Genomic DNA, 21,719 nt, shown 5'->3' with positions numbered 1-21,719 from the left:
CCTAGATGCGTACGCAGGTCACGCTGTCGCCTTCGGCGACGCGCAGGATTTCCTGGACTTCGGGGGGCAGCGCCACCGCGTCGCAGCCGTCCAGGTCCGGGCAGGGAATCGTCACGGCACGGAACGCCGTGCTGTCGCCGTTGGCGACCGCGTAGTTGAACAGCGGGCCTTCCCGGGTGCGGGCCACGCCGGTGCGTACGCGCAGCTTCTGCGAACTGTTGAACGTGCGCAGCGCATGCTTGTGCGCCTGCAGGATCGGGCCGCCATCGAAGATGTCGATGTATTCGTCGGCCTCGAAACCTTCGGCCGTGAGCAGGTTGAAGGCCAGCTCGCCGGACGGGTGGATCTGCCCCATCGCCGCCTGGGCATCGCCCGGCAGCAGCGGCACATAGACCGGGTAGTGCGGCATCAGCTCCACGATCAGCGTGCGGTTGCGCGCACCGCCGATCGTGCGCTCGGCGTCGAGGAAATCCATCTTGAAGAACTTGCGGCCCACGGCATTCCAGAACGGCGACTGGCCATCGTCATCGGTGACGCCGGCCAGCGGCACGAAGAAGCGGTCGCCGAAGCGCTGCGGGTGCTGCGCCGCATACATCAGGCGCGAACGGGACAGCAGCCCGGCCTCGGGCCCCTGCTGCACTTCCGGCGCGATGTAGAACGACGACAGCTGCGAGTAGGCGGTGAGCTCCGAGCACAGCGTGAGCGCATGCACGCTGTGGCAGATATTCAGGTCGCGCGAAACCTGCTGGATCACGTCGTTACGGAACGAGAAATAGGTGCCGTTGGAACCGGCCGAAGCGAAGATGGCAGCGGTGCCGCAGATGCGGCGCTCCTCCACCGATTCGAGCACGAACAGGTACGATTCCTCGCTGGGGATATCGACCTGGGCGGCCAGCGACGCCAGCGAGCGCTCGACGGCCATGACGATCTTGTCGCGGCTGCGCGGCAGCGTGTGCAACCCGGGGATCGTCACCGCGGCCAGCGACTCGAGCGCGGGGATATCCGCGGTTTCCACCGGACGGACGACGTACATAGGCACTCCTGGTTTGAATGAAGCCGCCGGCACGATGGGTGTTTCGCGCCGGCGGCATGGACGACGCCGGTGAGGCCAGCCCGGTAAGGCTGTCTTACTTGGCGGCCAGCAGCTTGTCGAGGCCCTTGCGCATCAGCGCCATGGCTTCGTCGATCTGCGCGTCGGTGACGATCAGCGCCGGTGCCAGGCGCACGACGTCCGGACCGGCGATCAGCACCATCAGGCCTTCCGCCTCGACGGCGCGCTGGATGTCCTTCGAGCGGCCCTTGAACTCGTCGGTGACGACGATACCCAGCAGCAGGCCGGCGCCGCGCACGATGCCGAACACCTGCGGGTAGTCGCGCACCAGTTCTTCCAGCTTGCCGATCAGGTACAGGCTCGCTTCCTTCACGCGCGCCAGGAAGGCCGGCTGGTTGATCGTTTCCAGCACGGTCAGCGCCACGGTGGCGGCCAGCGGGTTGCCGCCGTACGTGGTGCCGTGCGTGCCGACCGCCAGGCTCTTCGCCAGCTCTTCCGTCGTCAGCATCGCCGCGACCGGGTAGCCGTTGCCCAGTGCCTTCGCCGACGTCAGCACGTCCGGCGTCACGCCGTAGCCCATGTAGGCGAACAGCGAGCCGGTACGGCCCATGCCGCACTGCACCTCGTCGAAGATCAGCAGGGCGCCGGTCTTGTCGCACAGCGCGCGCAGCTCCTGCAGGTATTCCGGATTACCCGGCATCACGCCGCCCTCGCCCTGCACCGGCTCCACGATCACCGCGCACACGTCGTCGCCGATCGCGGCACGCGCCGCTTCGATGTCGTTGTAGGGAATGTGGTCGATCGATGGCGGCAGCGGCTCGAAGCCTTCGGTGTACTTCGGCTGGCCGCCGACGGACACGGTGAACAGCGTGCGGCCGTGGAACGAATTCAGGCACGACACGATGCGCGACTTGTGCTCGCCGTACTTGGTATGGGCATGCTTGCGCGCCAGTTTCAGCGCGGCCTCGTTCGCTTCGGCGCCCGAGTTGCAGAAGAACGCGCGGTCGGCGAACGTGGCTTCCGTGATCGCCAGGCCCAGGCGCAGCACCGGCTCGTTCGTGTAGCCATTGCCCAGGTGCCAGACCGTATTGGCCTGGCGCACCAGCGCTTCGACCACGATAGGGTTGCAATGGCCCAGCGCCGCCACGGCGATGCCGGACGTGAAGTCGAGGTAGCGCTTGCCTTCCTGGTCCCACAGGTCCAGGCCCGCTGCTCGCACCGGTACCATCTGCGCCGGTGCGTAGGTTGGCACCAGTACTTCGTCGTAAGTCTGCCTGGTGACAGGGCGAGTGGTAACAGTCGAATCAAGCTTGGCGTTCATTGGCATTCCCCAGGAAAAGAAGAGGTACGGCCGCGGCAAGTCCACGGTGAGTACGGATTGTAAAAGCGGGGATGCTAAAACTCTTTTGAAGATGCGACAAGAATTTTAAATTTTCATAATTGCCGAAAAAATGGGAACGGCTCCGTATCACCGGGCAATGTTGCCCGAAAAATGGGGACGTACCCCATTTTCCGGGAAATGTTTCTTCAAAAATGGGGTACGTCCCCATTTTTGAAGAAACATTTCAGGCGGCGGCGAGTTTGCGTTGGCGTTCTTCGCGGGGCGTGTTGCCGAACAGCGCGCCGAAGGCGGTGGAGAAGTGCGAGCCGGAGGAGAAGCCGCACATCAGGCCGACCTGCACGATCGAGTGGTTGGTTTCCAGCAGCAGCTGGCGGGCGCGCTGCAGGCGCAGCTCGAGGTAGTAACGCGATGGCAGGCTGCCCAGGTATTGCTTGAACAGGCGTTCGAGCTGGCGACGCGACAGGCCGACGAGCTGGGCGATGTCGTCGGTGGACAGCGGTTCCTCGAGGTTCGCCTCCATCAATGTCACCGCTTCGGAAAGTTTCGGCTGCAGCACGCCGAAGCGGGCCTGCAGCGCCACCCGCTGCCGCTCGTCCGCGCCGCGTACGCGGTCGATGCACAGCGCTTCCTTGACGGCGGCGCCGATGCCGCTGCCGAACAGGTGTTCGACCAGCGTCAGCGCGAAGTCGATGCTGGCCGCCCCGCCGCAGCACGTGAGGTGCCGGCCGTCGCATTCGAACAGGTGGGGCGTGAGGATCGCCTGTTCGGCGATTTCGCCCGTGTCGCCGTACAAGGCCCAGGGCAGCGCGATGCGCACGCCGGCGGCGTGGCCCGCGGTGGCCAGCCACAGCACCGCCGCGCCGACACCGCCCCACCAGGCAGCGCCGCGGCAACGGTCGAGCACCGTGTGCAGCAATGGGGAAGGCAGCGCCGGTTGCTGCTCGTCCGCGACCAGCAGCGCCACATGCCAGTCTCCCGCGCCACCGGCAGCCACCGCGGCAGGCGTGCGGATGTCGAGCACGAAGGCATCGCCCAGCAGGCGCTGCGCCAGCCGCAATGGCTGGGCCAGGCCGGACCAGGTCAGGCTCTCGGCATCGCCGGCATTCACGAGCAGCATGCGCAGCGGTTGCCCGCGGCCGAGCCGTGCGAGGTTAGCGAAGGACATCGGGCATGGACAGTGGCATGTACAGCGGAACAAATGGGGACCGCTATGGTAACAGCTGCGCGACCACGCGCTACGGCGGCGGCAGACGCCCGCTATAATCCGGCCATGGGTGAACGTTATCTGAAAAGTATCCGGCTGCTGGCGGAATGCATGCAGGCCTTCGAGCGCCTGTCCGGCCGCCATGTGCGCGAGAGCGGCCTGACGCATGCCCAGTTCGACATCATCGCCACGCTGGGCAATACCCCGGGCATGTCGTACAAGGAGCTGGGCGAGCGGACGCTGATCACGAAAGGCACGCTGACGGGCGTGATCGAACGCCTGGAGCAAAAAGGCCTGGTGATGCGCGAACGCAGCACGCTCGATGCACGCAGCTGGTTCATCCGGCTCACGCCCCGCGGCGAACAGGCGTTCCACGACGTGTTCCCGCGCGTGACCTCGCGCGGCGGGGCCGTGTTCGCCCATTACACGGAGGCCGATTACGCGGAACTGGAACGGGTGCTTGCGCGCCTGAAGTCCGTGATCGATGCCTCTCCCGAATCAACCCCATCCTGAAAAAAGACGATGCTGAAAACTACCCTGATCGATGGCTTTACCCCGGCCAAGTTTGACAACCAGATCTCCGGCAACCTGCTGCTGGAAACCGCCTCCGAAGACGACGTGCGCGCACAGAAATTCCTGATCGGCGTGCGCAACGAGGATGGCGACATCTACCGCCTGATCGGCGCCACGAAGCACAACAGCTTCACCAATGCCGTCGAGGAACTGGAAGACCTGGAGCTGACGGATGAGCTGGCGGACCAGGAAGGCACCACCCACGAGGGCTGCGACGCCATCTTCCGGCAAGAATAAGTTCCATGGCGAGATGCCGCGGGCGGCCGGTAACCGCCGGCGCGGCCTCATTGCGCAGTTCTATTGCCTAGTTCCATTGCCCAGCTCCATCGAACATATTTCCATATGGAAATATTATGGGTATAATTTTTCGATGGACAGAATCAAGGCCTTCAACACGATCGCGGCACAGGCCGGCCGCGGCGAGCTCGCATTTCCCGCCAGCGTGGAGGCCTCCATCAGGCTCCAGCAGGCACTGGTCGATCCCGATTGCCATGTCGACCTGGCCGCCCGCCTGATCGGCGCCGATCCGCTGCTGGCCGCGCGTACCGTGGCGATCGCCAACTCCATTGCCTTCAACCGTTCCGGCACGCCGATTTCCAGCGTGCGGGCGGCCGTGCACCGGCTCGGCGTACGCACGCTGCAATCGCTGGTGGCCGCGCTGATCGTGCGCCAGCTCGGTGGTGCGCCGGCCGATGCGGGCCTGCGCGCGAAGGCGGCGCAGCTGTGGGAGCATACGGCCCACACGGCCGCGCTGGCCCAGGTGATCGCCTGTCGCGTGAGCCATGTGGATCCCGACACGGCACTGTTTGCCGGCATCGTGCACGAGGTGGGAGCGTTCTATGCGCTGTCACGCGCGGGCGAATTCCCCGGCCTGCTGGACGGCGAGCCGGATGACTGGCTGGCGCACGGCGAAACGGCGCTGGGCCGCTGTGTGCTCGGCGCACTGATGGTGCCCGGGCACGTGGTGCGCGCCGTCGAGGCGATGTGGACCGGCATGCGCGCGCTGCCGCCGGAAACGCTGGGCGACACGCTGCTGCTGGCCGACGACCTGGCGCCCGTCGCCTCCCCGATGCATGCGCGACCCGGCGCGACGACACCGCAAGCGGCCCGCACGATCGATTTCGCGGTGGGCGACGGCACGCTGCAGGCGATCCTCGACGAGTCGCATGGCGAGGTGCAGGCGCTGCGTGCCGTGCTTGTGCTGTGCTGATGCCGCTGATGCCGTGCTGATGCCTTGCCGATGCCCGGCATCGCGCCGGCACCCGGATCCGCCATTTCGGCGATAATCGGATTTTTTTGTTTCGCTGACAACATGAAGAACCATCTCCGCGCGCTTGCCGCCGCATGCTGCTTCATGGCCGGCGGCGCGCTGGCCCAGGGCGCCTCGATTGCCCTCGAGGGTGCGCCGTACGTGCTGGAGGGAACCGAAGTGCGCACCGTGCGTGCCCGGGAACTGCAGCGCGATTACCAGGTCTATGTGAGCCTGCCCCCTTCGTATGCGCGCTCGGGTCGCAGCTACCCGGTGGTGTTCGTGACCGACGCGCCCTACGCCTTCCCGTTGACCCGTGCGATCGCCAGTCGTGTGGGCCGCAGGGGCCGCACGGTCGAGGAATTCATCCTGGTGGGCCTGTCGTATGCCAACGGCGATACCCCGGAATACAGCCGCCGCCGCGATTACACGCCGGGCATGCCCGACGATGCCGACATCCGCTCCGACATGCCGGGCCGTGAACCGAAGTTCGGCGAAGCGGCGGCGTTCGCCCGCTTCATCGCCAGCGACGTGTTCCCGTTCGTGACAAAGCACTATCGCGCCGACATGCACCGCAAGACATTCATCGGCCATTCGTATGGCTCGCTGCTGGGCCTGGAAATGCTGTTCGGCGAACGGCAGATGTTCGAAAACTACGTGCTGGGCAGCCCGTCGCTGTGGTTCGGCCGGCGCATGATGTTCGAGCGCGAGAAGGCCGTCGCGGCCAGCCGCAGGGACCTGCGCGCCAACGTGCTGCTGGTCGCCGGTGAATACGAGGCGATCAAGCCCGGCGCCCGCTTCAACAAGCGCGAAGACGTGGTGCGCGACATGCGCGCATTCAAGGCGGCGCTGAAGTCGCGCAATTACCCGGGCCTGAAGGTTGTTGCCGACGTGATTCCGGAGGAAGACCACCTGACGGTGGCGCCGGCCGTCATCACGCGCGGGCTGCGCTGGGCGCTGCCGGGCAGCGAGCCGTAAGCCCGGCCCCGGCGGGTTCGTTTTGCGCGGACAGCCGCAGCCGGCGGTAGCGGTTGAACAGGCGGTCCGGGCCGGCGCCATCGGCCAAGTCCCAGCCAAAGGGCTCGCCCGGCGCGGCATCAGCATCAGCATCAGCATCGGCATCGGCATGCGGGTGCCGCGGGCGGCCAAGCAGCATTTCGTACAGGTTTTCCATCACGGCTCCATTCTGCGGAGCACAATGCACGCTGACGACGGACAAAAAAAATGCCCGCTCGAAAGCGGGCCAAGTCCAAAACTAGGGATGTCCTGAAAGAGACAATTCCATAGTACTAGTCAGGCCAGCCGCGCTCTGTGCGCCAGTTCACATAACATGTATTTTCAACATGAAGCATGTTATCGACGACTCCTGACAGTTCCTGTCAGGAGTCGTCGCGAATGCCGTGCTCGGCGCGCCAGTCCCGGATCAGCACCTGGCGCGGCGTGGGGTAGCGCTCGGCAAGCGTGCTGGCCGCCTGGATGCGGTCGATACGGAAATGGCGCGGCGCGGCGCGCAGTTCGCACCAGGCGGCAAGCAGGCGGCAGCCATCGAGGAAGGCCAGCGCGAAGGGCCACACGGTGCGCTCGGAGGGACGGCCAAGTTCGTCGCTGTAGCTGATGCGCAGCTTGTGCTGGCGGCGGATCGCCTCGCGGGCCGGGCGCACGAACCGGTCGCGCTCCGGCTGGGGCGGCGTGATCGGTACCCACAGGCTGGTGTCGGCCATCTCGTCGCGCAGGTCCTTCGGGGTGGCCGTGGCGATCTTGGCCAGCGCATTGGCGGCCGCGGCGGCAAGCGCCGAGTCGCCCTGGCGCCGCACCCAGCGCGCGCCCAGCACCAGCGCCTCGAGTTCGTCGGCCGAGAACATCAGCGGCGGCAGGAAGACGCCGCTCTTGAGCATATAGCCCACGCCGGCCGAGCCCTCCACCGGGGCCCCCAGCTCGGCGAGCGCCGCGATGTCGCGGTAGATCGTGCGCTCGGATACGCCCAGCCTGTCGGCCAGCGCGGACGCCGTGACGGGATGGCGGTTGCCGCGCAACGCATCCATCAGCTGGAACAGGCGGCCGGTGCGGCTCATGCGCTTCTCCGATGGCAAAGCGGCAAGCTTAGCATGGGCGGCGGGCGGGCCGCCGGGCCTTTTCGGTCATGCCGCCCAGGTATCGACTGCGCAGCTTCGATTGACACCGGTCCCCGAACTATGGATAAATCCAGCCCAACAACACCATAAACAAAGTAGGATTCCAGGGGTCCCCAAGAGCCCCTCCAGATATGAGCAAATCCCCCTCTTCCCGCAGCCGCGCCAGCGGCCGCGTCACGCTGAGCGACGTGGCGGCCCGTGCCGGCGTGGCACCCATGACCGCCTCGCGCGCGATCAACCAGCCCGATCTCGTGTCGTCGCTGCTGCGCCAGCGTGTCGAGCAGGCCGTGCAGGAACTCGGCTACGTGCCGAACCGTGCCGCCCGCGCCCTCGCTTCGGCGCAATCGAACGTCATCGTGGTGCTCGTGCCCTCGCTGTCCAATACCGTGTTCACCGCTGTCCTGCAGGGGATCCAGGACGCACTCGATGACGACAACTACCAGCTCCTGATCGGCAACACCCGCTATTCCGACGCCGAGGAGGAAAAGCTGCTGAACGTGTACATGCAGTCGAACCCGGACGGCATCCTGCTGTCGGGCCTCACGCACAGCCCGCGCGTGCAGCAGATGCTGGAAACGTCGCGCGTGCCCGTGGTGTCGATGATGGACCTGTCGTCCGATCCCGACCTGCTGTGCGTGGGCTTCTCGCAAGTGGAAGCGGGCCAGGCGATGACGCGCTACCTGCTCGGCAAGGGCAAGAAACGCATCGGCTTCATCGGCGCGCAGCTCGACGAACGCACGCTGCGCCGCGCCGAGGGCTACCGCAAGGCCATGGCCGATGCCGGCCTGGCCGATTCGCGCCTGGAAATCATGGTGCCCGATCCATCGACGATCGCGCTGGGCGCCGAACTGCTGGGCCGCATGCTCGCGCAAGTGCCCGATTGCGACGCGATCTTCTGCTGCAACGACGACCTGGCGCACGGCGCCATCTACCAGTGCCAGCGGCGCGGCATCGCGGTGCCCGAGCAGTTGGCCATCTGCGGTTTCAACGACCTGCCCGCTTCGGCGTGGATGAAACCGGCGCTGACGACGGTCGGCACGCCCCGCTACAAGATCGGGTTCGAGGCCGCCACGATGCTGCGCGCCACGATCCGCGGCGAACGTCCCGCCCAGTCCCATATCGACCTCGGTTTCACGCTGATGGCGCGCGAAAGCGCATAACGGTGCCAACATTGCCTGGAAAAGTTGCTTGAAAAATGGGGACGTACCCCATTTTTCAAGCAACATTGCGCTTGAACGATACCGCAGTGTGCATTACAATGAAAAATTATGTTAGCGCTATCAGAGGGCGAGATGAGTAAATTGGATGCCCCGCGCTGGGTGGTGATGGGTGTAGCCGGCTGCGGCAAGAGTTCCGTGGGAGCGGCACTGGCGGAGCGGCTGGGCGTGCGCTACGTGGAAGGCGACCGGTACCATTCGCCGGAAAACGTGGCGAAGATGAGTGCCGGCGTGCCGCTGACGGATGGCGACCGCCTGCATTGGCTGGCCAGCCTGCAAGGCGAGATCCGCGATGCCATGGCGCGCGGCGAAGGCATCGTGGTGGCATGCTCGGCGCTGAAGCGCCGCTATCGCGACCTGCTGCGCGAAGGCGTGCCCGGCCTGCGTTTTGCGCACCTGGCCGGCACGCGCGAGCTGATCGAGGAGCGGATGGCCGCGCGTGTCGGCCACTACATGCCGGTGTCGCTGCTGGACAGCCAGTTCGCCGCGCTGGAACCGCTGCAGCCGGACGAGGCGGGCATCGTGCTCGACATCGGCGAAGCCGTGCCGCAACTGGTGGACCGCGTCGTAGCAAGCGCCTGAGGGCGAATACGGCGGTTGCCCCCCGGCTTTTCGGCAGCTCGACTAGCGGCTGAGCCCGTGTCCCCGTGCCTGGCAGTGAGAGCACTGCTCTCACAACACGAGCACAACAGCACGACATGCCGGCATCGGCCGGCGCATGCGCCGGCCGCCGGTCACTGGGCCGGCACCGTCACTTCCAGCCGGTAGGTGCGCCCCGCTTCGATGCCGGGCACGTGTGCCGCCGGCAGCAGCGTGCCATCGCAGCGCACCTGCACGTCGCGCACGTCGCCGCGCTGGATCGACACCTCGAACGTGGCGCCGCGGAACGTGCGCACGGCGTTCATGCCGGGCCAGGCGGCCGGCAGTTGCGGCGCGATACGCAAGCCTTCCGCATCGCCCACCAGGCCGCACAGCCCCTCGATCACGCAGCGGTAGATCCATGACACGGTGCCCGTGTTGAACAGGTGGCTCGAACGGCCCGCCGTGCGCGGGTATTCGTGCCACGCGCCCCGGTAGTAGTTCGGGATGAACACGGGCAGCTGGCCGCGGCGCAGGTAATCCGCCTCGTCCGGTCCCGGAATCATCTTGCGCATCAGGTCCCAGGCCCGTTCGCCGTCGGCGCCGTCGTACAGGCTATAGATGTAGAACGCGGCGGCGTGGTTGTAGACGGCGCCGTTCTCGGCCGAGCCGGGGTGCTTCTGCGTGACGCGACCGACGTCGTCGCGCATTGTCGAGAATGGCGGCGCGAACATCTGCACGCCGTATGGCGTGTGCAGCTGCCGTTCCACCTCAGCGACCATCGTCGCGCGCTGCTCCGCGCTGGCAGCGCCGGACAGCATCGACCATGCCTGCGGATTGAGCCAGATGCGGCCTTCCCTGTCGTCGGCCACGCCGAACACCACGCCGTCGTCCGTGATGCCACGGGCAAACCAGCGGCCATCCCACAGGTGCTCGTTGGCCGCGTCGTTCATCGCCTGCGCACCGGCGCGGAAATGCCGTGCCCCTTCCTCATCCCTGTGCTGCGCGCACATGCCGGCCCACAGGTTCAGCGCATAGGCGGCGGCCACCGTCAGCCAGCCCGACACGCCCTTGCCCTTGTAGCCGACCATGTTCATCGGGTCGCACCAGTCGCCCTGCGCGATGTAGGACAGCCCCCGTTCGTCGCGCTCGGCCAGCAGCCAGTCCATCGCGCGGCCGATGCGCTGCGCCACCGTCAGGCCATGGCCTTCGCGGTCGGTCACCACCTCGTCGAGCAGCGCCCAGTCGGCCGTTTCGTCCAGGTAGGCCTTCAGGCACACGGGCAGCCACACGCAGTGGTCGGTGTGCGGTACCTGGTTGATGTATTTCAGTTCCGCGCCTTCGACGAGCAGGATCCCGTCCGGCATCGCGCCGCTGGGCTCCTGCTGCGACAGCGCATGCACGAACGCGCCGCGCGCGACGGGCGGGTGCACGAAGCTCATGCCCATATTGTCCTGCAGGTAGTTGCGCGTCTGCGGATCGGTGGTCAGGCGGTTCGAGCCGCCGTGGTAATACACCTGGCGCGGCAGCCAGTGGTTGACGAAGTTGTCGAACTCCGGGTCCGGCGTCGATACCGTCACGCAGCCGGCGCCGGCGGCGATGTAGGCGGCATACTCGCCGCGTGCCTTGGCAAAGCCGGCAGCGGACAGGTACCGCTCGCGCAGCACGGCGATTTCCGCATCGTCGAACGCGGGACCGAACAGGAAACGGTATTCCTCGCACGCGCCTGGCGCCAGCGCGAGCCGGTACTGCACGGCGGCCACCGGCGTTTCGTAACGCGCATCGCCGCCGGACAGCCGTTCGGCTTGCAGGGCCGACGGCGCATGCAGCCCGCCCTCGCCTTCGAACGCTTCCTGCGCCACTTCCCACGCATCGGGTGCGCGCTCGCACAGGAAGCACGTGCGGTCCTTGAAGTCCTTCTGCTTGAAGTAGTCGGCGACCTTCTGGTATGGCGTGACGCACGACGCCACGACACCACCAAGATCGGCGCGATACTCGGCCGACTGGTTCATCCAGCTCATGTAGCCGATCGTGAAGTACGGGTAGACGGACAGCCGGCGCGGCCGGCCCGACAGGTTCGTGACCTTCAGCGACCACAGCTCGGCCACGTCGTTGACCGGCAGGCCCATGGCGAGCTCGATGCGGATGCCGAGCGCTTCGACCGTCCAGGCCATGTCGCTCTTCCCGGCCGAGAATTCGAAGCGGTCCGGGGTGGCGCGCACCGGTTCGTGGGGTGCGGAAAACAGCTCGCCCGTGTCCTCGTCCTTCACATAGAAGAAGCGGCCCGGATGGTGCGCGTAATAGCCCTGCTCCGGCTGCATGAATGTTTTCGCTTCCAGGTTCGGCGCAAACGAATACTTCGCCGGTTCCGGCTGCATGAACTGGGCCACGGCGTAGCCGCGGCAGTTCACCTGGATCATCATCTTGCGGTTCCACAGGAAGCCGGCCGCGCGCGGCATCGCTGTCGGCGACAGCAGGTCGTAGCGCTGGCCGTCAGCGGACGGGCGCAGGAGGTGGGAATGGACTCGGTCGTGCATCGGGTTCTTCTCCGGAATCTGGAATATCGGTTGCCGGCTTGCGCGCGGCAAGGTCGGACTGGATGGTGCGCAGCGTGGCCGCGTCGAGGTGGTAGCAGCACATCACGCCCACGGCCAGCAGCGCGAAGGCGGCGGGAATCAGGGACATCAGCCACACGATGCCGGCCGTGGAATCGGGGCTTTGCGCGGCGTTCGGCACATAGCCCAGCGTCGTGAACAGCGCGCCGATCACGGCCACGGCCAGCGCCGTGCCCAGCTTTTGCGAGAACGTGGCGGCGGCGAACGTCATCGCCGTGGCGCGGCGGCCGGTGCGCCATTCGTTGTAGTCGGCCGTGTCGGCATACATCGAGAAGGCCAGCGGCGATTTCGGCCCCAGCACGAGGCCCATGCATGCCTGCAGCACGAACATCAGCCACACCTGGTCCGGCGGGATGAAGAAGTAGGCGGCGGACAGCACGGCCGTGGTGCTCATCAGGATGATCATCAGCTTCTTCTTGTCGATGAAGCGCGTCATCAGCGGCGACGCGGCGGCGCCCACCGCGGCGGCGAACATGTAGACGGAAACGAACGTGCCCATCTGCTCCGGCTGGCCCACGACATACTTGAAATAATAGGCGGCGGTGGTGGTGCGCAGCGTGATCGTGACCATGATGATCAGCGCCAGGAAGAACAGTACCACCCAGGGGCCGTTGCGGGACAGGTCGCGCACGTCCTGCATCACGTTGGTCTTCTGCTGCGGCGGCGGCGCGATGCGCTCGCGCGTGTTGAAGAAAGCGATCAGGAACATCACGCATGCGGCCACCGCCCAGGCGGCCATCGTCAGCTGCCAGCCCCGCTCGTCGTTACCCTTGCCGAGCGCCTCCACCATCCACGGCGTGGCGGCCGTGACCAGCATGCTGCCGCCGAATGCGCAGATGAAGCGCAGGCCGTTGATGGTGGAGCGTTCCTGCGGATCGGACGACATGACGCCGGACAGCGCGTTGTACGGGATGTTGATGGCCGTGTAGCACACCATCATCAGCAGGTAGGTGCCATAGGCCCAGAGCAGGCGGCCGTCGCCGTCCAGGTCGGGCGTGGTGTAGGTGAGCACCGCGGCGCAGCCCAGCGGCACGGCCATCCACACCAGGTAAGGACGGAACTTGCCGAAGCGGGTCGTGGTGCGGTCGGCCAGCGCGCCGATCATGGGATCGGTGAAGGCGTTGATCAGCTTGATCGAGAACATCATCGATGCGGCGGCGGCGGCCGAGATGCCGAAGACCTCGGTGTAGAAAAACAGCAGGAACGTGGCGATATTGGTCCAATAAAAATTGAACCCCATGTCGGCGATGCCGTAGCTGATCTTTTCGCGCCAGGGCAGGCGCGTGGTGGCGGGTTTGTTCAAGCGGTTGCTCATTCGGAAGGCCTGCATGAAAAAAAACTGCGCGGGCGGACCGTTTGCCCACCCGCACAGAAAAAACAGACCGGGAAAGTGTAACCCGGTCCGCCCATCGGACCTTCCGTCATGCTGCCCCTGGTAACGCGCGCGGCGTGGATGCCGCTGCGGCGGTGGCGGGTGGCTTGGCGTGCAGCATGGTCGTCTCCTCCTGCGTCGCGTGCCGCCGTCCATCTTCGCGGACATGCTGGCAGCGCTAACAATTATTTCGTCCCAGCCAGCGCAATCGGGTTTTCGCTGATTTACAACTCAGCTCTGATAGCGCTAACAGATGCAATTAGTGTAATCACGCCTTTTTGCGAAGTCAACAAAAAATCGGCCGCATTCGAGGGATTGCCAAATGCCGCCGGACCATTCCGGACGGCTGTCGCCATGAGGCATGGAAGGTGTGCGAAAGACGGCACCATGAAATCGGCCCATCGGCTGCCACACTTTGACAAACTTTTACGGACCTGAATGCGTATCATTCTCAGTTACGCGCGATCTGGATGTTGCCGATAGTCATGCTCGGAGGCAGGCAGCGATCGCGGAACATGCCATGAACCAGGACCAGGAAATGAATCACACTCTGCAACGCACCCCGCTCGCCGCCGCCCTCTGTCTGGCGTTCTTCAACACCGTCGCCCATGCTCAGGTGGCCGCCGAACAGCAACTGGCCGAAGTGCAGGTGACCGCCACCGCCGAGGAAGAACTGAAGCAGGCACCGGGCGTGTCGACGATCACCGCCGCCGATATCGCAGCGCGCCCACCGGCCAACGACCTTTCCGAGATCATCCGCACGATGCCCGGCGTGAACCTCACCGGCAACAGCTCCACGGGCCAGTATGGCAACAACCGCCAGATCGACCTGCGCGGCATGGGCCCGGAAAACACGCTGATCCTCGTCGACGGCAAGCCGGTCGCTTCGCGCAACTCGGTGCGGATGGGCCGCAGCGGCGAGCGCAATTCGCGCGGCGACACGAACTGGGTGCCGGCCGAGCTGGTGGAACGCATCGAAGTGCTGCGCGGCCCGGCCGCCGCGCGCTACGGCTCCGGCGCTGCCGGCGGCGTGGTCAACATCATCACGAAGGCGCCGGGCGACAAGCTGTCCGGCTCCGTCACGGCGTACGCCTTGGCCCCGGAACACGGCGAGGAAAGCTCGACGAAGCGCCTGGGCTTCAACCTCTCCGGCCCGCTGGCCGGCAAATTCTCGTTCCGCGTGTTCGGCAACGTGAACAAGACCGATGCGGACGATCTGTCGATCAATGCCACACCGGAAAACACGGCCGATGGCGCGATCCCGCCGGCTGGCCGCGAAGGCGTGCGCAACCGCGACGTGGGTGGCTTGCTGCGCTGGGATCTGGCGCCGGGCCAGGTGCTCGAACTGGAATCGGGCTTTTCCCGCCAGGGCAATATCTACGCGGGCGACCGCGCGGTGAATTCCACCGGCACGGCGCTGCTGGGCGAACTGGCCAATGCGGGCGCCGAAACGAATGTGATGATCCGCCGCACGGCTGCGCTGACGCACCGCGGCAAGTGGGATTTCGGTACGTCGAAGCTGTCGGTGCAGTGGGAGAACACGGACAATACGCGCCTGAACGAAGGCCTGGCCGGCGGTCCCGAAGGCAGCATCTCGAACGCCACGTCGTGGTCGACGTCCGAACTGGAGAACACCATCCTGAACGGTGAACTGAACATTCCGGGCAAGCTGTTCGGCCTGTCGCAGATGATGACGGTGGGCTTCGACGTGCGCCAGGAAAAGCTGGACGACCCGTACTCGATGACGCAGACCGCCACCGCGATCCCCGGCCTGGGCGCGACGAACCGCGACGGCAAGGCCGATGCCGAAACCTACGCCGTGTACGTGGAAGACAATATCGGCGTGACCAATGACCTGATGCTGACACCCGGCCTGCGCTTCGACAAGCACAGCCAGTTCGGCACCAACTGGAGCCCCAGCCTGAACGCTTCGTACTCGCTGACGCCGACCGTCACGCTCAAGGGCGGCATCGCGCGGGCGTTCAAGGCGCCCAACCTGTACCAGTCGAACCCGAACTACCTGTACTACACCCGCGGCAACGGCTGCCCCGTCAACAACCCGAACCTGGGCGGTGGCTGCTACCTGCGCGGCAACGACAACCTCGACGCGGAAACGTCGGTCAACAAGGAAATCGGCATCGGCTGGAGCGACGCCGGCCACAGCGCCAGCGTGACGTATTTCCACAATGATTACCGCAACAAGATCGTGGGCGGCATGGACAGCCTGCTGGGCAACACGTCGGCCAACGGCCGCCTGTTCCAGTGGGAGAACGCGCCGAAGGCGGTCGTGCAGGGTGTCGAGGGCAACGTGACGATCCCGTTCGGCCGCAATGTGAAGTTCATCAACAACCTCACCTACATGATCGAGAACGAGAACAAGACCACGGGCGAGCCGCTGTCCGTGATTCCGGAGTTCACGCTGAACACATCGCTCGACTGGCAGGTCGACGACAAGGTCTCGCTGCTGTTCACCGGCACCTGGTACGGCAAGCAGGAGCCGCGCCGCCTGACCACGCAGGGTGCGGCGGCAACCGGCGACGCGCTGAATACGCTGGACCCGTACAGCGTGTGGGGCGTCAGCGCCGGCTATGCGTTCACGAAGAACCTGCGCCTGCGTGCCGGCATCAACAACCTGTTCGACGAGCGCCTGTTCCGCGAAAGCACCAACGGCACGTCCGGCGCGGCCTCGTACAACGAAGCGGGCCGTTCGCTGTTCGTGAGCCTGACGTCGTCGTTCTGATACCGCATTGAACCAGTTTCGTCCTGAAGGAACATCGTGAGCAAGTACACTCCCCTGCCCGCCTCCTACCGGTGGCTGGTCGCATCGCGCAGCGTGGCGGCCATCTTCGGCGGCTATGCGCTGGCGGCCGCCTGGGCCGCGTCCATGAGCCTGTGGCTGCAACAGACCGGCATGACCCGCGTGGATGCCGTCACCACGGCCACCATGTCGTCGTTCGTGGTGCACCTGTGCGCCGCCATCTGGGTATTCGCGGTGGCAAGCACGCGCCGTGCGTGGCTCGGCATCGTGCTGTCGACGGCATTGCTGGCGGCATCGACATGGCTGGCGCGTGCCGGTGCGGGGAGCGTGGCATGAGGCCCGACAGCAAGCCGGAAGGCATTCGCCAGTCCATGTCGTGGCTGCACACGTGGACGGGCATCGTGCTGGGCTGGCTGCTGTACGCGGTGTTCTTCACGGGCACGCTCAGCTACTTCCTCGACGAGGTGAACCTGTGGATGAAGCCGGAGCTGCATGCCTCCGTGCCGGGCGCGGAGGCCGCGCAGACGGCGGCGGTGGCGCTGGCCGGCATGCAGAAGCTGGCGCCGAACGCCAATACGTGGACGCTGGAACTGCCGAACGAACGGCAGACCACCGTGTCGGCCAGCTGGCGCGACCGGAACGCCGCGGCCGGCCGCGCCGGCACGAAGCGCGCCGAGCTCGACGCCGCCACCGGGGAAAGGATCGAAGCGCGCGAAACGCGCGGCGGCAATTTCCTGTACCGCTTCCACTTCGAGCTGCATGCGATGGACCGCGTGACCGGCCGCTGGATCGTGGGCATCGCCACCATGTTCATGTTCGTGGCGATCATCAGCGGCGTCATCACGCACAAGAAGATCTTCACGGAATTCTTCACGTTCCGGCCGAAGAAGGGCCAGCGCTCGTGGCTCGACGCGCACAATGCGACGGCCGTGCTGGCGCTGCCGTTCCACATCATGATCACGTTCTCCGGCCTGTTGCTGCTGATGGCCACGCTGATGCCGTGGGGCGCGGAAAGTGCCTATGGCGGCGACCGTCAAGCCTACAACATGGAGCGGCGCGGCATGGTGGCGGGTGCGCAGCAGCAGCAGCAGCAGCAGCAGCAGCAGCGTGAAGGCGGGAGCCAGGGGCGTGAAGGCCGCGGCGGCCGTTCGCGCGATGCAGGCGGTGCGCCCCCCGTCGACCTGGCTGCGGCCATCGGTCCGATGATGACGCAGGCACGCGCCGAATGGCCGAACCATGAAGTGGGCCGCATCACGGTCAACCACCCCAACAAGCCCGGTGCGACGGTGGAACTGCGCGCGCACGGCAGCGACAGCCTGACGACGCGCGGCGCCTCCGCACGGCTCGTCTTCGACGCCGCCACCGGCCAGATCAAGGAACGTCCGCCGCTGCCGACGCCATCGGCCGCCAGCGCGTTCGGCAACGTGTTCGCCAGTGCCCACATGGGCCGCTTCGCCGGGCCGGCCGTGCGCTGGCTGCTGTTCCTGTCCGGCATCGTCGGTACCGCGATGGTGGCCACGGGCCTCGTGCTGTGGGTCGTCAAGCGGGCGCCGGAGCGCAAGAAGCTGGGCCGCACGCCGTTCGGCCACCGCGTGGTGGAAGTGACGAACATCGGTGTCATCACCGGCCTGGCGCTGGCAACGGGCGCCTATTTCTGGCTGAATCGCCTGCTGCCGGTGGAGATGGCGGAACGGGCCGCGTGGGAAATCAACGGCTTCTTCCTGGCATGGCTGGCCGCGCTCGTGCATGCGGCCCTGCGGCCGTCGCGCGCGGCGTGGAAAGCGCAATGCATCGCGATCGCCGTGCTGTTCGCGCTGCTGCCGGTCGTCAATCCGGTGACGGGCGGCCATGGCCTGTTCACCAGCATTCCGCTCGGCCAGGCCGGGATCGTGGGCTTCGATTTCGCGATGCTGGCAATCGCCGCGCTGTTCGGCTGGATCGCCCGGCACCTGATCCGCAAGGACCGCCCGGCCGCGCAGTCCGTACCTGCCCCGTTGAAGGAGGTGACGCCATGAACGCGCTGATCGTGCTCGCGCTGAGCTATGCGGCAATGGCCGCCGTGTCGCTGTCGATGGAGCGGCACCAGGAGCAGGTATACGGCAAGGCATTTCCCGCGATGGCGCTGCGGCTCGGCGGCTGGGCGCTGCTGGCGGTGGCCCTGGTGCCGGCGATCGCGGCGTGGGGCACCTCCGTCGGCACCCTGGCGTGGCTGGGGTTCCTCACCTTCGCCGCGCTGGCCGTCGGACTGCAGATGACCTATGCGCCGCAGCCGGTGCGATGGACGGCGCCGGCCCTGGCGTTGCTGGGCGCCGCGGGCTGGGTGCTGGCGTAAGATCCATCCGGGGATGCCGCCCGCCTGCCGGCACTGCTACAATCATGGTTTGTAAATGAGAATCATCCGCATCTCCGGACCACCCCGATGACAGCAGCCGACCATATCCTCGTCGTCGACGACCACCCCGACATCCGCAGTTCCCTTGCCGCCTACCTGCGCCGGCAAGGACTCGCGGTCAGCACCGCCGCCGATGCCGCCCAGGCCGGCGCACTGCTGCTGAAGGAACGCTTCGACCTGATCGTGCTGGACGTGATGATGCCCGGCGAGGACGGCCTGTCGCTGTGCCGGCGCATCAGCCGCACGCTCGACACGCCCGTGATCCTGCTGACTGCCATGCATACCTCCGCCGACAAGGTGGCAGGCCTGGACAGCGGTGCCGACGATTACGTGGTCAAGCCATTCGACCCACCGGAACTGGTGGCGCGCATCCGTACGGTGCTGCGGCGCTGGCGCCGTCCCCTTGTCTCCCCGGCCGCGGCCCATGCCAACCGTGCCGGCGGCTATGCGTTCAACGGCTGGTTCCTCGACACGGGCAAGCACGACCTGTTCGACCGGGACGGCCAGCCGGCTGGCTTGTCCAGTGCCGAGTACCGCCTGCTGCGCGTGCTGGTCGAGCATCCGGGCACGGTGCTCTCGCGCGACCGGCTGATGGACCTGATCGGCAGCGGCGATGCGCTGGCGTTCGACCGCAGCATCGACAGCCAGGTGAGCCGGCTGCGCAAGAAGCTGGAGCCCGACCCGCGCCGCCCAGGGCTGCTCAAGACGGTATGGGGCAACGGCTACCTGTTCGCCGCCACCGTGACCGCCTCCCCGGCTTCGCAGCTCGCCGTTTCGTGAAAGCGTTCGTTGCCCGGCTGCTGCCGCAGACGATGGCGGGCCAGTTGGTCGGCCTGCTGATCTGCGGCCTGCTGGCCGCGCACCTGATCGCGCTGCTGGCCACCGCCAGCAACAGCGGCGGCGGCACGCTGCACCGGATGTCGCGCCGCTACGTGATGGAAAACGTCATGTCGGCCTACCGGCTGGCGCTGGCGCAGCGCGATGCCGCATCCGGCAATGCGATGCTGGCCGCGCTGGACACCGGCACGTCGCGCCACCGCATGGGCCCGCGCAGCGACGTTGCCGACACTTCGCTGGATGAAGAGGAGCGCTCGCTGCAGGCGGTATTGCAGCGCGAGCTGAAGCTGCCGGCCAACGCGGTACGGGTGTCGTTGGCACCGCGCGCCGGGGTCGACGAGGATCCCGATCTCGCCATCGCGCTGCGGCTGCCGGGCGGCTGGTTCAACAGCGCCCAGCGGCCGCTCGCCAACACCCAGTGGTGGTGGAAGCCGCTGCGCTTCTCGATCCCCGTCAGCACGCTGCCGGTGCTGGTGATCGGCATCGTGTTCGTGCGGCGCATCGTGCGGCCGATCAAGGCCTTGTCGCAGGGCGCCGAACGGGTGAGCCGCGGGGAATACGAACCGCTGCCGCTTTCCGGGCCGCGCGAGGCGCGCGAGGTGACGGCGTCGTTCAACATCATGCAGGCGCGGTTGACGCGCTACCTGGAAGACCACAAGCGCATGCTCGCCTCGATCAGCCACGACCTGCGTTCCATGGTCACGTCGCTGCGGCTGCGCGCCGAACTCGTCGATGACGACGAGGTGCGCACCGGCATGCAGCGCACGCTGCGCGACATGGCGTCGATGATCGAGGAAACGCTGCGCTTCTCGAAAGACGATGCCTACGACGAGCCGACGATCGGCATCGACATCGGTGCCCTGGCGGCCGAAATCGCGGCCGACCAGGCGGCGCAGGGGCGCGACGTGGCGCTGGCTCGCGCCGCCGGGCTCGATCCCCTGCCCTGCCGCTGCCGCCCGCTGGCGATCCGGCGTGCGCTGACGAACCTCGTCGACAACGCCGTACGCTACGGGCGCTGCGCGCGGATCGACGTCGCGCCCGCGCAGATCGACGGCGGCCGCGACGCCATCCGCATCACGATCGACGACGACGGCCCCGGCATTCCGCCCGCGCAGCTGGACGACGTATTCAAGCCGTTCTACCGGCTCGACACCGCCCGGCAGCCGGAGCTGGGCGGCGCCGGCCTCGGCCTCGCCATCGCCCGCTCCTGCATCGACGCGCACGGCGGCAAGGTCACGCTGTCGAACCGCCCCACCGGCGGCCTGCGCGCCACCATCCTGCTGCCCGCCTGACATCGCAAAGTTTCCTAAATGTTGGAGGCGAAAAAAATGCCGCCCGAAGGCGGCATTGGGAGAGCGGTGCCGTTTTACACGACGGCGCCGTCGGTCTCGTCTTTTTCCTTGACCGGCTTGATCAGGTCTTCGCGCTTGACGCCCAGCTTCATGGCGACGGCGGCGGCGACGAACACCGACGAGTAGATGCCGAACAGGATGCCGATCGTCAGCGCGATGGCGAAGTTGTGCAAGGTGGGGCCGCCGAAGAACAGCATCGACAGCACCATCATCTCCGTGCAGCCGTGAGTGATGATCGTGCGCGACATCGTGCTGGTGATCGCGTTGTCGATCACTTCCTGCACGCTCATCTTGCGCTGCTTGCGGAAGTTTTCGCGGATCCGGTCGAAGATCACGACCGATTCGTTGACCGAGTAACCCAGCACCGCCAGGATCGCCGCCAGCACCGTCAGCGAGAACTCCCACTGGAAGAACGCGAAGAAGCCCATGATGATGATCACGTCGTGCAGGTTGGCGATGATCGCCGCCACGGCGTACTTCCACTCGAAGCGGATGGCCAGGTAGATCATCACCCCGATCACCACCATGATCAGCGCGTTGATGCCGTTCTGCGCCAGTTCCTCGCCCACCATCGGGCCGACGAATTCCACGCGCTGCAGCGAGATCGATTCCTTTCCTGCCGCGTCGACGCAGGCGGTGCGGGCGTGATGATCGCCTTGCGGCGACACCTCGTCGAACTGTTTGACCGAGCCCTGGTCGGCGCGGCACAGTGCCTCGAACGCGCGGGCCGACGTGGTATCCGAGCTGGAGCCCGGCGTGATCGGCAGGCGGATCAGCACGTCACTGGCGGTGCCGAACGTGCTGGCTTCGGGATGCTCGAAGCCGGCGGTGCGCAGCGATTCGCGCATGCGTTCCAGGTTGGCCGCCTGCGGATACTTCACTTCCACCAGCGTGCCACCCTTGAACTCGATCGACAGGTGCAGGCCCTTGGTGGCCAGGAAGAACACGGCCGCCACGAACGTCAACGCCGACACGACGTTGAAGATCGTCGCATAGCGCATGAACGGGATGTCTCTATGAATGCGGAAAAATTCCATGAAATCCTC

At 66.4% G+C, this 21,719-nt stretch carries 20 protein-coding genes; 12 read left to right on the top strand and 8 right to left on the bottom strand.

The window, feature by feature from the left end; translation table 11 throughout:
* Nucleotide 1: 1 nt before the first annotated feature.
* The 3 genes from ACY65G_RS09475 to ACY65G_RS09465 all read right to left on the bottom strand — a co-directional run bounded on the left by ACY65G_RS09475 (nt 2) and on the right by ACY65G_RS09465 (nt 3,558).
* Nucleotides 2-1,033, bottom strand: a complete 1,032-nt coding sequence (locus ACY65G_RS09475) for an arginine N-succinyltransferase (protein ID WP_464997117.1) — start codon at nt 1,031-1,033, stop codon at nt 2-4.
* A gap of 94 nt (nt 1,034-1,127) precedes the next feature.
* Complete coding sequence (gene astC, locus ACY65G_RS09470; protein WP_464997116.1) at nt 1,128-2,372, bottom strand: acetylornithine/succinylornithine family transaminase; 1,245 nt, start codon at nt 2,370-2,372, stop codon at nt 1,128-1,130.
* A gap of 244 nt (nt 2,373-2,616) precedes the next feature.
* Nucleotides 2,617-3,558: a GlxA family transcriptional regulator gene (locus ACY65G_RS09465; protein WP_464997115.1), complete on the bottom strand. Its 942-nt coding sequence runs from the start codon at nt 3,556-3,558 to the stop codon at nt 2,617-2,619.
* Nucleotides 3,559-3,663: 105 nt separating this feature from the next.
* Here ACY65G_RS09465 and ACY65G_RS09460 point away from each other — a divergent pair, with 105 nt between their 5' ends.
* The 4 genes from ACY65G_RS09460 (at nt 3,664) to ACY65G_RS09445 (ending at nt 6,397) form a co-directional block, all read left to right on the top strand.
* Nucleotides 3,664-4,110 (top strand): MarR family winged helix-turn-helix transcriptional regulator, encoded by a 447-nt coding sequence (locus ACY65G_RS09460; RefSeq protein ID WP_464997114.1) that lies wholly within the window; start codon nt 3,664-3,666, stop codon nt 4,108-4,110.
* Nucleotides 4,111-4,119: 9 nt separating this feature from the next.
* Nucleotides 4,120-4,407, top strand: coding sequence for a hypothetical protein (locus ACY65G_RS09455; RefSeq protein ID WP_464997113.1), 288 nt, complete (start codon nt 4,120-4,122; stop codon nt 4,405-4,407).
* A 133-nt stretch (nt 4,408-4,540) separates the two neighbouring features.
* On the top strand, nt 4,541-5,380 hold the full coding sequence (locus ACY65G_RS09450; protein ID WP_464997112.1) for an HDOD domain-containing protein: 840 nt from the start codon (nt 4,541-4,543) through the stop codon (nt 5,378-5,380).
* Between the two features lie 102 nt (nt 5,381-5,482).
* On the top strand, nt 5,483-6,397 hold the full coding sequence (locus ACY65G_RS09445) for an alpha/beta hydrolase (RefSeq protein ID WP_464997111.1): 915 nt from the start codon (nt 5,483-5,485) through the stop codon (nt 6,395-6,397).
* On the opposite strand, the gene ACY65G_RS09440 is transcribed toward ACY65G_RS09445, so the two are convergent.
* Both ACY65G_RS09440 and ACY65G_RS09435 read right to left on the bottom strand, forming a co-directional pair.
* On the bottom strand, nt 6,354-6,593 hold the full coding sequence (locus ACY65G_RS09440; RefSeq protein ID WP_464997110.1) for a hypothetical protein: 240 nt from the start codon (nt 6,591-6,593) through the stop codon (nt 6,354-6,356). The genes ACY65G_RS09445 and ACY65G_RS09440 overlap by 44 nt on opposite strands.
* A 205-nt stretch (nt 6,594-6,798) precedes the next feature.
* Complete coding sequence (locus ACY65G_RS09435; RefSeq protein ID WP_464997109.1) at nt 6,799-7,491, bottom strand: helix-turn-helix transcriptional regulator; 693 nt, start codon at nt 7,489-7,491, stop codon at nt 6,799-6,801.
* Nucleotides 7,492-7,682: 191 nt separating this feature from the next.
* Between ACY65G_RS09435 and gntR the strand changes: the two genes are divergently transcribed.
* Both gntR and ACY65G_RS09425 read left to right on the top strand, forming a co-directional pair.
* Entirely contained in the window at nt 7,683-8,711 is a 1,029-nt protein-coding gene (gene gntR / locus ACY65G_RS09430) for an HTH-type transcriptional regulator GntR (RefSeq protein WP_464997108.1), read from the top strand.
* Nucleotides 8,712-8,843: 132 nt separating this feature from the next.
* Entirely contained in the window at nt 8,844-9,350 is a 507-nt protein-coding gene (locus tag ACY65G_RS09425) for a gluconokinase (protein ID WP_464997107.1), read from the top strand.
* Nucleotides 9,351-9,502: 152 nt separating this feature from the next.
* Here the strand turns inward: ACY65G_RS09425 and ACY65G_RS09420 are convergent, their stop codons facing one another.
* Nucleotides 9,503-11,884, bottom strand: coding sequence for a GH36-type glycosyl hydrolase domain-containing protein (locus ACY65G_RS09420; RefSeq protein WP_464997106.1), 2,382 nt, complete (start codon nt 11,882-11,884; stop codon nt 9,503-9,505).
* On the bottom strand, nt 11,841-13,265 hold the full coding sequence (locus ACY65G_RS09415) for an MFS transporter (RefSeq protein ID WP_464997105.1): 1,425 nt from the start codon (nt 13,263-13,265) through the stop codon (nt 11,841-11,843). Before ACY65G_RS09415 ends, ACY65G_RS09420 begins: the two co-directional genes overlap by 44 nt.
* Before the next feature lie 607 nt (nt 13,266-13,872).
* Here ACY65G_RS09415 and ACY65G_RS09410 point away from each other — a divergent pair.
* The 6 genes from ACY65G_RS09410 to ACY65G_RS09385 all read left to right on the top strand — a co-directional run bounded on the left by ACY65G_RS09410 (nt 13,873) and on the right by ACY65G_RS09385 (nt 20,613).
* Nucleotides 13,873-16,074 carry a TonB-dependent siderophore receptor gene (locus tag ACY65G_RS09410; protein ID WP_464997104.1) on the top strand — a complete coding sequence of 734 codons (2,202 nt, stop codon included), beginning with the start codon at nt 13,873-13,875 and terminating at the stop codon, nt 16,072-16,074.
* Nucleotides 16,075-16,110: 36 nt separating this feature from the next.
* The gene (locus tag ACY65G_RS09405) at nt 16,111-16,428 is read left to right on the top strand and encodes a DUF3649 domain-containing protein (RefSeq protein ID WP_464997103.1); all 318 of its coding nucleotides are present in this window, start codon (nt 16,111-16,113) and stop codon (nt 16,426-16,428) included.
* Nucleotides 16,425-18,107, top strand: coding sequence for a PepSY-associated TM helix domain-containing protein (locus ACY65G_RS09400; protein ID WP_464997102.1), 1,683 nt, complete (start codon nt 16,425-16,427; stop codon nt 18,105-18,107). The genes ACY65G_RS09405 and ACY65G_RS09400 overlap by 4 nt, the downstream gene beginning before the upstream one ends.
* Nucleotides 18,104-18,424, top strand: coding sequence for a DUF3325 domain-containing protein (locus tag ACY65G_RS09395; protein ID WP_464997101.1), 321 nt, complete (start codon nt 18,104-18,106; stop codon nt 18,422-18,424). The genes ACY65G_RS09400 and ACY65G_RS09395 overlap by 4 nt, the downstream gene beginning before the upstream one ends.
* Before the next feature lie 87 nt (nt 18,425-18,511).
* The gene (locus ACY65G_RS09390) at nt 18,512-19,264 is read left to right on the top strand and encodes a response regulator (protein WP_464997100.1); all 753 of its coding nucleotides are present in this window, start codon (nt 18,512-18,514) and stop codon (nt 19,262-19,264) included.
* A complete protein-coding gene (locus tag ACY65G_RS09385; protein ID WP_464997099.1) occupies nt 19,261-20,613 on the top strand; it encodes an ATP-binding protein in 1,353 nt (450 codons plus the stop codon). The genes ACY65G_RS09390 and ACY65G_RS09385 overlap by 4 nt, the downstream gene beginning before the upstream one ends.
* A 74-nt stretch (nt 20,614-20,687) precedes the next feature.
* Here ACY65G_RS09385 and secF read toward each other — a convergent pair whose 3' ends face one another.
* The gene (gene secF / locus ACY65G_RS09380) at nt 20,688-21,710 is read right to left on the bottom strand and encodes a protein translocase subunit SecF (protein WP_464997098.1); all 1,023 of its coding nucleotides are present in this window, start codon (nt 21,708-21,710) and stop codon (nt 20,688-20,690) included.
* Nucleotides 21,711-21,719: the final 9 nt, after the last annotated feature.

Source organism: Pseudoduganella sp. jia 12 (assembly GCF_055502675.1).
This window is presented reverse-complemented; position numbering and strand designations above follow the sequence as displayed.